We start from the raw sequence: 14690 nt of genomic DNA on the forward strand, positions 1-14690 counted from the left end.
GCGTGCCTACGATGACGGAATGAAGATCCTCCTCACCGGTGCCACCGGCTACATCGGCTCGTCCGTCCTCGACGTACTGCGCGCCCACGGTCACGACGTCGTCGCGCCGGTGCGCAGTGCGCACGCCGCGCAGAAGGCCACGGTGACCGGTGCGACCGCGGTCGTCGGCGACATCACCGACGCCGCCTGGTTCACTCCGCTCCTCGAGGGAGTGGATGCCGCGATCCACACCGCCGCACCGAGTGACGGCACCGCGCCGCAGTTCGACGCTGCGGTCGCCGAAGCCGTCATCGCGGCGTTCAGCGGCACCGGCAAGCCCTACATCCACACCGGCGGCCTGTGGATCCACGGCCCGTCCGACGACCTCACCGAGCAGACCCCGTTCAACCCGCCGGCGATCGTCGCCTGGCGTGAGGGAGTGGAGTCCCGGCTCGCCGCCGCCGATCTCGCGCTCACGATCGTCGAACCCGGGATCGTCCACGGTCACGGTGCCGGCATCCCCGCCATGCTGGACTCCGCTCCGCGCGACGCCGAGGGTCGCCTCACCGTCATCGGCGACGGCACCCCGCACTGGGCGACCGTGCACGTCGACGACCTCGCCGAGCTGTACGTGCGGGTGATCGAGAGCCCCGAGCCGGTCGGACGGGTGCTCGGCCTCAGCGGTCACAACGCGACGGTCACCGAGCTCGGCGAAGCGGTCGCCGGCGGTCCTGTCGTTGCGGAGGGCGTCGAGGCATCGCGTGCACGTCTGGGCGCACCGTTCGCCGACGCCCTCATGCTCGACCAGCAGGGAAGCGGTGCGAAAGCGCGCGCGCTCGGCTGGACGCCGACCCGCCCCTCGCTGCTCGAGGAGATCCGCGCCTGCGCGTACGGCTCGGCCGCGCAGGGCTGATCAGGTCACTCGCGGTCGGCGCCGCACCTCTGTCGCCGCGGAGCGCTCCGGTCTACGCTCTCGGCATGTGCCGAAACATCCGGGTGCTCCACAACTTCGACCCGCCCACGACCGATGACGAGGTCCGTGAAGCGGCACTGCAGTTCGTCCGCAAAGTGAGCGGCTCGACGCATCCCTCGCGCGCCAACACCGAGGCATTCGAGGCGGCGATCGACGAGATCGCCGCGGCCACGCGTCGCCTCCTCGATGCGCTCGTGACCGCGGCGCCGCCCAAGAACCGCGAGGCCGAGGCGGTCAAGGGACGCGCCCGCCACGAGAAGCGGATGGAGCGCGAAGTGCGCATCCGCACAGCATCCTGATCGGATGCCGCTGCCGGATGCCGCGGCATCCGGCGACTTCTCAGCTTCACGTCACCGTGCTGCCCTACTGTGGCAGCAGTCCAGGGGGAGTACTCCGACACGGACGGCTCGTCAATACAGTCGCATCGCGGCCCGGGCCGACCGGTCCCGTGAGGGATGGGGGAGACTCTGGCGTCGACTCGTCACGCCATTCTTCGGGAGACCCCTGTGAACATCACCCCGCTCGTGTGGATCATCACGATCGCCGTCACCATCGCCTTCTTCGTGTGGGAGTTCTTCGCGCACGTGCGCAAGCCCCACGAGCCGACCGTCGGCGAGTCCGCGCGCTGGTCGGCCTTCTACATCGGTCTCGCGCTACTGTTCGGTGTCGGCGTGGGCGTCTTCTCGGGGTGGGGATACGGCGGCGAGTACTTCGCCGGGTACCTCACCGAGAAGGCCCTGTCGATCGACAACCTGTTCGTGTTCCTCATCGTCATGACCGGGTTCGCGGTGCCGAAGATGTACCAGCAGAAAGTGCTGATGATCGGCATCGTCATCGCCCTCATCATGCGCGGCGCCTTCATCGCCGTCGGGGCGGCGCTGATCGAGAACTTCTCGTGGGTGTTCTACCTCTTCGGCGCGCTGCTGCTGTTCCTCGCGTACCGACAGGCGTTCGCGCACGGCGAGTCCAACCCCGCCGACGGCTGGTTCATGCGCCTCGTGCGCCGCGTGCTGCCGGTCAGCGACGAGTACGACGGCGACCGGCTCACGGTGAAGAAGGACGGTCGCCGCTTCGTCACCCCCATGCTCCTCGTCATCGTCGCGATCGGCTTCATCGACCTCGTCTTCGCCGTCGACTCGATCCCCGCGATCTACGGGCTCACCGAGGAGGCCTACCTCGTCTTCACGGCGAACGCCTTCGCACTGATGGGTCTGCGCCAGCTCTACTTCCTCATCGGCGGTCTGCTCGAGCGCCTCGTGTACCTCGCCCAGGGACTCGCCGTGATCCTCGCGTTCATCGGCGTGAAGCTGCTCATCCACGCGCTCCACAAGAACGAGCTCCCGTTCATCAAGGGCGGCGAGCACGTGACGTTCATTCCCGAGATCCCCATCTGGCTGTCGCTGCTGTTCATCGCCGCCACCGTCGCCATCGCGACGACCGCGAGCCTCCTGAAGACGCGGAAGGATGCCCGGGGCGACGCCCTGCCCGTCGCGCGCCACGACGCCCGTTGAGGGGGGCCGTTGGCGCTGGGATCACACGCGAGGCAGGCCCGGGGGCACTTCCGGCCGTGCGGCTCTCGGCTGGACGCGCCCGAGGAGAGGACGTGGCAGGGCTTCTCCGACGTTGCCGAGGTCCTGGCCGCCGCGGCACAGCATCTTCTTCGCGAACGGCCTCGACCTGCCGTGGGAGCGGGCCCCCACGTGGGATCCCGCCGTGTTCGAGATCGTCGATTCGGCCCTCACCGCCTGAGGCGCACGCCCGGCATCCGTCTGCGAGCATGAGCGTATCGGGCCGGGGTGCGCTGGGGGAGGTAGCCATGGCCTGGGGTGCCCGCGGGGCGGTGTGGGGTGGCCCGGATCGGCGCCCGGCGCGCCGGGGGCGTGCGTGCCCGGGCGACGCCCACACCCCGGCGGCATCCGAAGTGCAAGGGATGCCGGGCGACACGCCGGTGCGACGCGCGCCCGGGCGGCGTGTCCCCGCGGCCGCCTTGCAGTTCGGGTTATGGGTGGGATGCGGCAGGCGAGCGAAGTCCTGGCCCGGCGGCGGCCGGCGTGCGAGCAGGTCGAAAGTATGCTCGACGCGTGAGCAGATGGTGGCCGTCCCCCGCGCGATGGACACACCACGCGGCATCCGAGACGCCCCGCTTCTCACCGAGCGTCGAGTCCCGCGCCACCCGCTGGTCGCTGGGCGCCGCTCTCGTCGCCGCCGCCGCCACCGTGCTCGTCATGGGCGGGGCGCGGATGCCGCTCGGCGGCGGAGAGTCCGTCGGCAGCCTGGCGGCACTGCTCGCGGCCATCGCGGCCGGTCCGGCCTTCGCCGTCTCGTTCGCGCTCGAACGGCGCCGCGGATATCTCGCCTGGCGCAACAGCCTGCCGCGCGCCAAACGTGTGACCGACCTGATCGCCCTGTCGGCGGCGATGATGATGCTGGCGGCCCTCGTCGTCGTCGCCGTCGCCGAACTCTTCCAGCTGAGCTTCCGCGGCCTCACGATCGACCCGTTCGGTGCCGCGGCGCTGGTCGCCGCCGCCGTCGGCACGATGACCTACGTCGCATCGGTTTCGGGGGCACGGGTCACCTCCACGGGCGTCGCCTCGCTCGCCACCCTCGTGCTGTTCATCGGCACGCTCGCGAGCATGGTGAGCGCCTCGCAGGGTGATTGGTGGCGGTTCCACTTCTCCGAACTGGGCAACGAGTCGGGGTACGCCGGCTACCAGTTCAACCTCTCCCTCATCACGACCGGCGCCGTCATCACCGCGCTCGCCAACTTCGTCGCTCACGACCTCGAGGTGGGTTTGCGTGCGCACGTCGACACCCCACAGCGCCGTGCCCGCCTGTTCGCCTGGCTGCTGGCCGTGATCGGTCTCTGCTTGATGGTCGCCGGCTTCGTGCCGGACGCCGTCGCCTTTCCGGTGCACGTGGGCGCGGCATCCGGAATGGTCGTCGTCTTCGGCGTGCTGGTCGGATGCCTGCTGACTCTCGTTCCCGGCATCCGCCGCGACATCGCGGTCTTCTCGGTGCTGGTCGTCGCGGGCATCGTCGTCGCGGTCGCCCTGTGGGTGCCGATCGACTACTACAACCTCACCGGGTCGGAGTTCATCATCGCGGGCCTGCTGTTCGCATGGCTCATGCTGTTCGTGCGCCAGGCGAGGGCGTACGCGGATGCCGCCGCGCCGGCACCTCCCGTTCCCGCGGCAGCGGCTCCGGCCGCCGCGTGAGCGCGGGTGCACCAACTAACGTGAAGGGGACGAAAGGGTCCGGATGCGTGCAGTGGTGATGGATGCCGTCGGCGCACCGTTGGAGGTGCGTGCGGTCGCTGACCCGGTCGCACCCGCCGGCGGCGTGGTCGTCGAGGTGCGGGCGACGGGGCTGTGCCGCAGCGACTGGCATGCCTGGGCGGGTCACGACGACATCGCCGTGCCGCACGTTCCGGGCCACGAGCTTGCCGGCGTGATCGTCGAGACCGGCGCGGGCGTCGAGCGTTTCGCCGTCGGTGACCGGGTGACCGTGCCGTTCGTCTGCGGCTGCGGGGCATGCGGGTGGTGCCGCGCGGGCGACGCGCAGGTGTGCCCCGATCAGCAGCAGCCCGGGTTCACGCACTGGGGCTCGTTCGCCGAGCGCGTTGCGCTGCACGCGGCCGACACCAACCTCGTGCGCATTCCGGACGACGTCTCCTTCGCCGCCGCGGCTGCCCTCGGATGCCGCTTCGCGACCGCGTTCCGTGCGCTCACCGGTCGCGCGCACGTGCAACCCGGCGAGTGGGTCGTCGTGGTCGGGGCGGGTGGGGTGGGACTCAGTGTCGTCATGATCGCCCGCGCGCTCGGTGCTCACGTCGTGGCCGTCGACCGCAACCAGGCCGCGCTGGACGCGGCATCCGCTCTCGGCGCCGATGCCGTCGTCGTCGCCGACGGGGTGGACGTGCCCGATGCCGTGCGCCGGATCACCGGCGGAGGCGCGCACGTCTCGATCGACGCGGTGGGCGAGGAGCAGACGGCGGCCGACGCCGTGCTGAGCCTGCGTCGCCGCGGCCGCCACGTGCAGGTCGGGCTGCTTCCGTCGGAGACGGGGTTGTCGGGGATGCCGATGGCCCGCGTGATCGCGTGGGAACTCGACGTGCTCGGCAGCCACGGCATGGCCGCCGTCGACTATCCGGCGATGCTCGAGCTCATCGCCGAGGGGCGCCTGCGTCCGCAGGAACTCATCGAACGCACGATCTCGCTCGCCGAGGCCGCGGCGCTGCTGCCCACCTTCAACCGTGCCACGCTTGCCGGTATGACGATGATCGATCCGGGAGTTCTCGCATGAGCGGGACGAAGCGCACCGAGCCGACCTTCCAGCGCAACGCACTGGCACCGGCCTTGCTTGCCGCCGCCGTGCTGTTCCTCGCGCCCGTGCTGCTGACGGCGGGCTGGGGGATCGTGGTGCTCTTCGTCGTCGCGATCCTGGCGCTGATCGTCGGCTGGTTCGCCGTGCAGGCGCGTCAATGGGTGTGGGCCGCGGTGTTCGCCGTGATCGCGGTGGCCTGGAACCCCGTCTTCCCGTTCGGGTTCGACGGCTTGGTCTGGTCGCTCGTGCAGCCGGCCGCCGCCATCGTGTTCCTCGTCGCGGGCGCGATGATCAAGACCCCGCGGGACTGAGCGCCTCGGCATCCTGCCGCTGCTGCGGCGTGACGGTGAACGGTGAGGAGTCTGGCTCGCCGCGGTGACGCACGGTCTGCACGACGAAGATCGCGATCCCGAGCACGACGACGGCGAACGATGCCCAGATGTTCGCCGGGATGCCGAGAGGTGCGTCGCTCGTGGGGTCGATGCGGATCGCCTCCAGCCAGCTGCGACCCAGGCCGTACCAGATGAAGTACGCCGCGATGAGCCGCCACGATGCCCAGGGGAGAACCGTCCACAGCGCCACGTCGAGCACGGTGCCCGCCGGCACCCCGCGGGCGCGCAGCCGCCGCTCGGTGATGATCACGGCGGCGATGATTCCCGCGATGATGCACAGCGCGTAGATGTGGATCGTCAGCGGGCCGATGTGGAAGCTGGACCAGCTGAGGTCAGGGCTCGGGATGCTCAGGTGCACGCCCGACATTATGTGCCTGCCGGGTATGAGTTGGCCCGGGGGGCTCGGGGTTCCGTTCCGCGGTGACCGAACTGCAAGGCGTCGACCGCAACACGTGGGGTCAGGCCCGGATGTTGCGGCGTGTCGCTCGGCATCCCTTGCAGTTCGGGTCGGGAATGGGCGTTCCACTGACGCGTGGGGGGTGCCCCTATGTCTTCTGTCAAGCGGCGAGGACCGGTTCGGTGATGCGCGACTGGTAGAGGGTGCCGTCGCGGAGCATCGCGAACAGGACGTCGGAGCGGCGCCTGGCGAGAGCGATGAGTGCTTGGTTGTGGCGTTTGCCTTGGGCGATGTTGCGGTTGTAGTAGGCCCGGGACTCGGGGTCGCGGAGCGCCGCGAACGCGGAGAGGAACATGGTCCGTTTCAGGATCTTGTTGCCCCGTCGGGAGGGATGTTCGCCGCGGATCGAGCTGCCCGATCTCCTGGTGACTGGTGCGAGGCCGGCGTAGGCGGCGAGGTGCCCTGCGGTCGGGAAGCTCTTCGTCGTGACTTCGGTGAGGAGCCGGGCTGCAGTCCTGACGCCGACTCCGGGCATGCTCGTCAGGACCGGCTGAAGAGGGTGAGTGTCGACGATCTTCTCGACCTCGATGGCGATCTCGTCGCGTTGCCGCCGCAACGCCTGGAGCTGCTCTGCGAGCCTGGGGAGCACCAGCGCGGCGGCGTCGGTGCCGGTCACCACGACGGTCTGCTCGCCGAGCGCGGTCATGATCTCTGCCGCCCAGACACGACCTTTGCGGGGCGCGTTCTTCAGCAGCCGGTTTCCTAGCCGCTTCTCACCCGCAGTCTTCATCGCCGCCGGCGACGGGTAGCGCTGCAGCAGGTCCAGGATCGCGGGGTGATCCAGCCGCGGCCCGAGCACGCGTTCCAGCGCGGGATGGATTTGGGTGAGCAGACCCCTGATCCGGTTGGAGACCTGGACCTGGATCGTGTCACCGTCGGGTGATTTCGCGGGTTGAGGATCGTTGAGGCTTGATTTTCCGGGGGTGTTGGTGCCTCGTGCGGGGCACTAATGGCGTCGATCTAGACTCGCTCGGTGGGGTGGTTCGTGCGGAAGGTGCGCACCGCGTCGGGTGCGACGGCGGTGCAGATCGCGTCGAAGACCCGTGGTGTGCGGACGATCGTGGAGCACCTCGGCTCCGCGCACGACGATGAGCAGCTCGCGGTGCTGGTCGCGATCGCGCGGGAGCGGATCGCGGAGCTGGCCGGGCATGTCCCGTTCGATCTGGACGGGCTGGGCGCGACGCCGCCGGCCACGACCGCGCCGACGGTGACCGGGTCGAGGTCCAGGTTGTTGTGGGATGTCCTCGAGGACGCCTACGCCCGTCTCGGGTTCGACGCGGTCGGCAACGACACATTCATGAAGCTGGTCCTGGCCCGCGTCGTCGAGCCGACCAGCAAGGCGGACACGCTGCGGGTGTGGGACGAGCTTGGTGTCCCGGGTGCGCCGTCGCTGTCGACCGTGTGGCGGACCCTCGCCCGCAGCGTTGAGCAGGACTGGCGGTCGAAGATCGCCGCCGCAGCCTACGCGCATGCGACCCGATCTGGCCCGCTCACCGTCGTGCTCTACGACGTCACCACCCTCTACTTCGAGGCGGAGCGTGAAGACAAGCTCCGCAAGGTCGGGATGAGCAAAGAGCGCCGCGTCGACCCGCAGATCCTCGTCGGCCTCCTCGTGGACCAGGGCGGGTTCCCCCTCGAAGTCCACGAGTTCGCGGGCAACAGGGGCGAGACCCTCACCCTGCTGCCCGTCCTCGACCAGTTCCGCGAACGTCACTCCGCGACTGAGGTCGTGGTCGTCGCGGACGCCGGCATGCTGTCCGCAGCGAACCTGAACCGGCTGGAGGACGCCGGGTTCGGTTTCATCGTCGGCTCCCGCACCTCCTCCGCGCCATACGATCTCGCCGAGCACTACGCGACCGTCGGGAACATCGTCACCGATGGGGAGACGGTCGAGACCACCCGAACCATGGGTGCGGGTGTGAACGCGCGGGAGCGGCGAGTGGTGTGGCAGTACTCCCACAAGCGGAAGATCCGCGACAACATCACGTTGAACAAGCAGATCGAACGCGCCGAGCAGATCGCTGCCGGCACCCGCCCGGCGAAGAAGGACCGGTTCGTCACCCTCGGCACGGGGCCCGGCGTGAACTGGGCAAGAGTCGAGAAGGCCCGCGAATACATCGGCCTCAAGGGGTACGTCACCAACCTCAGCACCGCGACGGCTTCCGCTGCAGAGATCGTGGCGGCCTACCATGACCTGTTCCAGGTCGAGGCGACGTTCCGGATGGCGAAGACCGACCTGCGGGCGAGGCCGATGTTCGCGTCGACCGCGGACTCGATCCACGCGCACCTCACCGTCGTGTTCTGCGCTCTCGCGATCAGCCGGCACCTCTACAAGACCACCGGCGTGACGGTCCGCCGTATCGTCCGCGCGCTGCGCCCGCTGCGTGACGTCACGATCACCATCGACGGACACGAACTCACCGCGACCACCCCGCCAACGGGGGAAGCCGCCGACATCATCGCCGCACTCCGGCCGGGCGTGGGGCACTAATCTGACACGATCCAGGCTGGACGATCTGACCGGCGAGGTCGTCGTCGAACCCGCAGAGCATCGTCAGCTCCGCGACGTGCTCGTCGGCGATCTGGATCGACCGCAGCGTGTGCGGCATCGTGCGGGCCGTCTCGGCGATGATCGCCGCATCACGGGCATCGGTCTTCGCCTCTCCGGGGTGCAGATCCGCGATCCGGCGCATCGCCAGCCCGGGTAGGTAGCCAACCAGCACGCCTTCCGCTTGAGCGACCGCGACCGGCAGCGCTCCGATCGTCGCCGGCTGATCAACGACCAGGAGGACCTGGCCGTGTTGCGCGAGCTGGGTCAGCACCGCGCGCAGCTTGGTCTCGTCGTTGGGCAGCGCCTTGTCGAACAATCGCCCGCCGGCTCTGCTTAGCGCCACGGCGTGATGTTCGCCCTTGCCGACGTCGAGCCCGACGAACACGTCGACCTCGTCGTATCTGTCGATGCTGGTGACCACTTCGTCCTCCGCTTCACTCGTGACGGCGTCCGCGGCGGCGCGTCTCGGCATCCACGTTACGAACGGCCTCGAGCAACGCTCGGGCCCAGCCCCTATCAGCGATCACACACCGCCAACCGGGCCCGGTGACAACACCCCCCGGATCATCGAGGACAGGGGGCAGCAATCATGCCGGGCCCGGCAGGCCGTCACCACCCAGCATGCTCACCGAGCGGCCACGAAGAAAGTAACGGGGGAGGTGGGGAGCGGCGCGATCAGTCGGCGCGGGCCCACTAGGAGCAGTACGGACGTGACGGATGCCGCGTGCCGCTGCCGTGGACCCGCGAGGGCTCCTCGTTCGGCTTCGGTTCGGGGGGTGCGCACCTGCCGCAGCCGTCGTGGTTCGCGGACGCGTCGGTCCAGGCGGAGGAGGGCGATCCGGCATCCACTCTCTCGCTCTACCGCCGTGCCCTCGCCCTGCGGCACGAGCTCCTGGCGCTGGAGCGACTGGAGTGGGTCGAGACCGGCCGCGGCGATGTGCTGCGTTTCCGCCGCCCGAATGGCTGGGAGGTGGTGACGGTGTTCGGCTCCGCACCGCTCGCGCTGTCGTTCGTGCCGGGTCAGCGTGTCGTGCTGTCGAGCACTCCGCTCGACCGCGACACCGTGCCGGGGGAGACGACGGTCTGGATCACGGGGGACTGATCCGGCCGGTCGCGTTGCGGGTGGGGGCGGGTGCCGAACTGCAAAGGATCGCCGTCGACACGCGGGGGTGGGTGAGGGATGCCGCGGCGTGTCGCCCGGCATCCCTTGCTGTTCGGGCGGGGACGGCGCGAGCGACCCGATCGATGCGTTCAACTGGAGCGTGGCGTCGACCGAGAACGACAAACTGAGCCGATGAGCACAAGGTCAGGCAGGAGTGCCGCGGCATCCGTTCTTGCCGTCGCCGTCATCCAGGTCGTCGCTTTCGCGATCACGACCGCGATCTGGGTCGGGAGCACGATCTTCGCCGGGGGCGCATGTGCGCCTCGCTGCGACTGGTCAGGCGCCGACCTCGCGGGCGTCGTCTACTACCTCGTCGCCGTCGTGATGTTTGTCTGCACCGCAGCGGCGGCACGCTTCGCGCGGCGGACGGAGAAGGATCTCACCTGGGTTCCGCTCGCCGCCAGTGCGGGCATCGTGGCGGGGCTGTTGATAGCGCTCAGACTCGTCCAGGCGGCGATGGGATCTTAACCTCGATCCACCGATGGGGGGGCTTGCTGAGTTGGCGTCGTTACGCAGAAATGCCTCTCTGACCAGGAAGAGTAGAGCTTGTCTAAGGTCCTATTTCCCGAGTCTGAGAGGCATCTCGTAGGTGCAATTCAAGCATGCTCCCGTTGCCGTGTCGGCTGTGTTCGATGATCCGAATCTCGTGTCGGTCGCGGGGCTGGTCCCGATGCTCTGTCTTACCCGTTCTGCGGGGCTTGATGAGCTCGCGCAGTCGCGATTGAGCGTCCCGACGGACAAGGGTGCGAACGCCGGCGGCAAGGTGATGGCGCTGGTCGCGGGGATGCTCGCTGGCGCGGACTCGATCGATGACATGAATCGGCTGCGTCATGGCGGGATGGGCCGGTTGTTCGATCGGACGTATGCACCGTCGACGCTGGGCTCGTTCCTGCGGGAGTTCCGGTGCGGGCACGTCCGCCAGCTCGATGCCGTCGCCTCACGGACGCTGGTGAACCTCGCATCGGCCGCGCCGCTGCTGCAGATCCGGGACGGTGAGCGGGTGATGGTCGACGTGGACGACACGATCATCGAGGTCCACGGGTACCAGAAGCAGGGAGAGTCGTTCGGGTACTCCGGCGTCCGCGGCCTCAACGCCCTCGTCGCGACAGCGTCGAGGACGACCTCAGCGCCGGTGATCCTCGCCCAGCGGTTGCGGCAGGGGAAGACCGGTTCCCCGAAAGGCGCGGCCAGGATCGTCGCCGACACCCTCGCCACGCTTCGCCGCATGGACCTGGGCAGCAGTGTTCGGCCGTTGCTGCGGGCGGACTCCGCGTTCTACGGCCACGCCACCATCGGCACCGCGATCAAGACCGGCGCGGACGTGTCCGTCACCGTTCGTGATGGCGCTCATCGAAATTCCCCAGAGTTGCTCGGCGGGTTCCAGGGATCGTCGCTACACCTGAGGTGAATGGGTGGGTATGAGATCTGGTTCAACGCGTCGTCCGGGACGGCAGCCGATGGTGGACAAGCAGCGGTCGTTCGCGAAGCTACTTCAGCGGGGAATGTTGATCTCGGAGGCGTGCCGGCGTCTCGGGATCGACCGCAAGACTGGGCACTGGTGGAAGAACGGCGGCGCGGTCGTCACGTCCACGGGCACGCGGATAATCGAACCCGTCATCGGGCGGTACCAGGGTAAGCCTGAGTCCGACCGGTATCTCAGTGAGGCCGAGCGGGTGGTGATCGCGGACGGACACCGGGCGGGGAAGTCGGCGCGGGCGATCGCGATGGAGCTGGGGCGCGCGGTGTCGACGGTCGCTCGGGAGCTGACGCGCAACCGTGCCAGCGATGGTGCCTATCACCCGTTCACCGCGCACGCGCTCATGCGAACTCGCCGCCCGCGTCCGAAGCCTCGAAGGCTCGAGATGGACGCGGCGCTTCGGGGTCGGGTGCAGAAGCATCTCGACGAGCACTGGAGTCCCGAGCAGATCGCGCACGAGCTCGCGACGAAGCATGGATCGCCGATCGCGGTGGAGACGATCTACCAGGCGCTCTACGCGCCGACCCGCGTGATCGCACGGGATCCGCGGGCCGTGCTGCGAACCGGGCGCCCGCATCGACGTCCTCGCCGCCGCGGTGATCAGCGCCGGCCTCGGTTCATTGTGCCCATCACCCCGATCGACCAGAGACCAGCCGAAGTGCTGGAACGGGTCGAGCCTGGCCACTGGGAGGGGGACTGCATCGTCGGCGCGTACAACCGGTCCGCGATCGGCACCCTCGTCGAGCGCACCTTCCGCTACACGATCCTGCTTCACCTTGACGGCGAATCTCGAGCGGGCGCCGTCCGGGACCAGCTCATCGCGACGTTCAGCGCGCTACCGCCGGAGATGCGGCGCTCGCTGACGTGGGATCAGGGCAGTGAGATGAGTCACCACCACACCGTCGCGGAAACAGTCGGCATGCCGGTCTACTTCTGCGACCCCGGTAAGCCCTGGCAGAGGCCCACGAACGAGAACACCAACGGGCTCCTACGCGACTACTTCCCGAAAGGCACGAATCTCCGCGTCCACACGGCCGAGGACCTTCAGCGGGTCAGCGACGAGCTCAACAGGCGGCCCCGCAAGACGCTCGACTGGAAGACACCCCACGACCTCTTCACTAGCATTCAGGAGAGACCCGTGTAGCGACGACCACTGGAACCCGCCGAGCAGAACCGAGGAATTTCAGTGAGCGCCGTCATTCGGATGGACCCCGCGGTGAAGACGGCGATCGCGACGATCCCCGAGGACGGGTGGGATCGAGTACCCGAACGCGATCCGTGACGAGGTCACGGGCCGGTGGATCTCGAAGGCCGAGGTCGCCGAGGTGCCCTTCGTCGACCTGCGCGACAACGCGACGAGCGAGCAGGTGCGCGAAGGCGGCGACGACTCTCCTCGAGATGGCCGGCTACGGGAGGCACGTCAAGCACGAAGTGAACGTGATGCCGCCCGCCGAGGCGCGCCGCAGGCTCCTCACCGCCATCCTGGAGCTGCGTGCGGGTTCGGCGACCGAGACAGATGCCGAGCAGGATGTCATCGACGCGGAGATCATCGATGGCGATGAATGACGCAACGACGAGAGGAACGGACGATGGGCCGCAATGACAACGACGAAGCCACCGCGCTGGCTGAGATCGAACGCCTCGCGCATCTGCGCGAGCACGGCGAGACGAGCACCGAACGGATCGCCGCGGCAGACGAGTTGCTGGACCGCGCTGAGGCCGAGGGACTACTCGACGCTTGACGGCACAATCGGAGCAGCCTGGGCAGTTTCGCCAGCCGCGCCGTCCGTGGCGATTTGTCCTGTGCTCGGCACAGGCGGTTCGAAGAGTGAGCCTGGGTGATCGGGGATCACGTCGACTGCGGCATCGAAGAGTGCGCTCACTTCGTCGGGATAGTTCTCGACCCATTGGACAAGGAAGGCGTTTGCGACGGCCTGCCCTGCGAGAAAGTCGAGGTCCTGGCCGATCTGCTCAAAGATCAGATGTGGATCGCGATTCGTGAGGAGTCGCTGGTTCACAACTTCCGCCACACGTTGCTGATCACTTGCTCGCAGGCCGAGATTGAGCGCGAGGCGTGCGGCGATCGAGTCGAGTTTCTCAGCCACGGCCTTGGCGACATGGATCTCAGGATCGCCGCTTCCGGGAAACGCGTAGACGTGATGCGGGGGATCGACCTCATGCGGTACATCTCCGTCGACGATCCCCATGGCGCGGAACGGAATGCTCGGGTTCAGGTTGTGCGCCGTCGTGAGCTTTCGTACGTTCCCCGCGCCGCCGAGTTGGTGCACCTCGACGCCGAGCATTGAGATGCCACTCTGGCGCGAATAGCCTCGAAGCGCTGCGGTAGCCATGGCGGCACCGAAATCGTCCTCGACGAAGATCGCGAAAGACGCACTGACTTCTCCTGTGAGCGTTCTTAGAGCGTTGACGTCGAGCTTCCCCTGCGTGAGCGTACCGTTCGCGCAAGCCCAAACTCCTTCGTCTGGCAAAGGTGCGAGGGCATCGTTCGAATGTGTGGTGAAGACGACCTGGCATGACTTCCGACGCGCCACATCAATCAGGTACTCAACGAGCCGACGGGTCGCTACCGGATGTAGTCCGTTCTCGATCTCCTCGATGACAATCAGGGAACCATCGGGGCTCTCTTCGATATCCCGGACGATTCTGATTACGCTCGCTTCGCCTGCGCCGAAGTGGAACTCTGAGTAAGCATCGCCTGTCGTAGTTCGAGCCGCATACAGTTGCTTGCTGCCCGACTTCGTGCCATCGACGAGCAGGTACTTTTGGGCTTCTTTCCCAAGGATTGACTCGACGGCAGCGACGGTTTGCTCAGAGAGCACAGTCTCACCGAATCCCTTGAATGAGCCTCCGATGAAGCTAGCGAGATCCTTCCTTTCGGTGGCGGGAAGTGTCCGAGCCACTCCGAATGTCAGGATCGTTCGCTTGACGGCGTTGCGGTTCCACTTTGACTTTGGGTAGCTTGCAGTCCTGCTGATCGGCTTCCGGTTCTCGAGAATGTCGTACTCGATCCGCCAGTCCACCATGCTCTTGTCGTAAACGCCGCTCTTTGCGAAGTACTGGCGCGGCTTGACGTCGTGATGAATCAGGGCCGCTGCGCCGAGAACGGTGGACTTTCCTCCACCGTTTGGCCCCACGAGAGCGGTCACCGGGAAATCAAAGCGAATGTGTGAATCCCGGTAAGCCCGAAGGTGCGCGAGGTTCATCGACACGAGGTAGGTGTCATACGCTCTTCGCGACACGCGCTTGATGAGGTCCGCTAGGTCGGAGTCGCGGATCTCAGACCTATCGTGTGTTCCCAGTCCCATGAGAGCACCCTAGCGGGCGGCGCGTGGAAGGCGCGAGGTCTACGGCCCCG

The 14690-nt window shown here is 67.8% G+C and carries 15 protein-coding genes and 4 pseudogenes; 15 read left to right on the plus strand and 4 right to left on the minus strand.

Annotated elements, in window-relative coordinates; all coding sequences use genetic code 11:
• Positions 1–19 precede the first annotated feature (19 nt).
• From FHX68_RS02885 to FHX68_RS02910, 7 genes are all read left to right on the plus strand, one after another.
• Complete coding sequence (locus tag FHX68_RS02885; protein ID WP_141379704.1) at positions 20–892, plus strand: NAD-dependent epimerase/dehydratase family protein; 873 nt, start codon at positions 20–22, stop codon at positions 890–892.
• Between the two features lie 65 nt (positions 893–957).
• Complete coding sequence (locus FHX68_RS02890; protein ID WP_141379705.1) at positions 958–1251, plus strand: DUF2277 domain-containing protein; 294 nt, start codon at positions 958–960, stop codon at positions 1249–1251.
• 207 nt (positions 1252–1458) lie between these two features.
• The gene (locus FHX68_RS02895; RefSeq protein ID WP_141379706.1) at positions 1459–2463 is read left to right on the plus strand and encodes a TerC family protein; all 1005 of its coding nucleotides are present in this window, start codon (positions 1459–1461) and stop codon (positions 2461–2463) included.
• Between the two features lie 112 nt (positions 2464–2575).
• Positions 2576–2701: a hypothetical protein gene (locus FHX68_RS16095; protein ID WP_255314009.1), complete on the plus strand. Its 126-nt coding sequence runs from the start codon at positions 2576–2578 to the stop codon at positions 2699–2701.
• Positions 2702–3033: 332 nt separating this feature from the next.
• Positions 3034–4167: a DUF998 domain-containing protein gene (locus FHX68_RS02900; RefSeq protein WP_141379707.1), complete on the plus strand. Its 1134-nt coding sequence runs from the start codon at positions 3034–3036 to the stop codon at positions 4165–4167.
• Positions 4168–4210: 43 nt separating this feature from the next.
• Positions 4211–5254, plus strand: coding sequence for a zinc-binding dehydrogenase (locus tag FHX68_RS02905; RefSeq protein WP_141379708.1), 1044 nt, complete (start codon positions 4211–4213; stop codon positions 5252–5254).
• Positions 5251–5586, plus strand: a complete 336-nt coding sequence (locus FHX68_RS02910) for a DUF6804 family protein (RefSeq protein WP_141379709.1) — start codon at positions 5251–5253, stop codon at positions 5584–5586. Before FHX68_RS02905 ends, FHX68_RS02910 begins: the two co-directional genes overlap by 4 nt.
• On the opposite strand, the gene FHX68_RS02915 is transcribed toward FHX68_RS02910, so the two are convergent.
• A complete protein-coding gene (locus tag FHX68_RS02915) occupies positions 5567–6034 on the minus strand; it encodes a prolipoprotein diacylglyceryl transferase family protein (protein ID WP_141379710.1) in 468 nt (155 codons plus the stop codon). The two genes, FHX68_RS02910 and FHX68_RS02915, sit on opposite strands and share 20 nt — an antisense overlap.
• 190 nt (positions 6035–6224) lie before the next feature.
• A pseudogene (locus FHX68_RS02920) lies at positions 6225–6980 on the minus strand (transposase); the annotation flags it as partial.
• A gap of 117 nt (positions 6981–7097) precedes the next feature.
• On the opposite strand from FHX68_RS02920, the gene FHX68_RS02925 reads away from it, so the two are divergent.
• Positions 7098–8615: an IS1634 family transposase gene (locus tag FHX68_RS02925; protein WP_141381636.1), complete on the plus strand. Its 1518-nt coding sequence runs from the start codon at positions 7098–7100 to the stop codon at positions 8613–8615.
• Between the two features lie 25 nt (positions 8616–8640).
• Here the strand turns inward: FHX68_RS02925 and FHX68_RS02930 are convergent.
• A pseudogene (locus FHX68_RS02930) lies at positions 8641–9147 on the minus strand (IS110 family transposase); the annotation flags it as partial.
• Between the two features lie 252 nt (positions 9148–9399).
• On the opposite strand from FHX68_RS02930, the gene FHX68_RS02935 reads away from it, so the two are divergent.
• From FHX68_RS02935 to FHX68_RS15095, 7 genes and pseudogenes are all read left to right on the plus strand, one after another.
• Complete coding sequence (locus FHX68_RS02935; RefSeq protein ID WP_141381624.1) at positions 9400–9777, plus strand: hypothetical protein; 378 nt, start codon at positions 9400–9402, stop codon at positions 9775–9777.
• Between the two features lie 192 nt (positions 9778–9969).
• Positions 9970–10305, plus strand: coding sequence for a hypothetical protein (locus FHX68_RS02940; RefSeq protein WP_141381625.1), 336 nt, complete (start codon positions 9970–9972; stop codon positions 10303–10305).
• Between the two features lie 121 nt (positions 10306–10426).
• Positions 10427–11176, plus strand: a pseudogene (locus FHX68_RS02945) (IS1380 family transposase); the annotation flags it as partial.
• Positions 11177–11339: 163 nt separating this feature from the next.
• Positions 11340–12458 (plus strand): IS30 family transposase, encoded by a 1119-nt coding sequence (locus FHX68_RS02950; RefSeq protein ID WP_211345038.1) that lies wholly within the window; start codon positions 11340–11342, stop codon positions 12456–12458.
• 18 nt (positions 12459–12476) lie between these two features.
• A pseudogene (locus FHX68_RS02955) lies at positions 12477–12648 on the plus strand (IS1380 family transposase); the annotation flags it as partial.
• 64 nt (positions 12649–12712) lie between these two features.
• On the plus strand, positions 12713–12880 hold the full coding sequence (locus tag FHX68_RS15090; protein WP_170214313.1) for a hypothetical protein: 168 nt from the start codon (positions 12713–12715) through the stop codon (positions 12878–12880).
• A gap of 23 nt (positions 12881–12903) precedes the next feature.
• Positions 12904–13056: a hypothetical protein gene (locus FHX68_RS15095; protein ID WP_170214314.1), complete on the plus strand. Its 153-nt coding sequence runs from the start codon at positions 12904–12906 to the stop codon at positions 13054–13056.
• On the opposite strand, the gene FHX68_RS02960 is transcribed toward FHX68_RS15095, so the two are convergent.
• On the minus strand, positions 13042–14640 hold the full coding sequence (locus tag FHX68_RS02960) for an ATP-dependent nuclease (RefSeq protein ID WP_141381589.1): 1599 nt from the start codon (positions 14638–14640) through the stop codon (positions 13042–13044). The two genes, FHX68_RS15095 and FHX68_RS02960, sit on opposite strands and share 15 nt — an antisense overlap.
• Positions 14641–14690 lie beyond the last annotated feature (50 nt).

This window comes from Microbacterium lacticum (assembly GCF_006716815.1).
Taxonomy (GTDB): Bacteria; Actinomycetota; Actinomycetes; order Actinomycetales; family Microbacteriaceae; genus Microbacterium; species Microbacterium lacticum.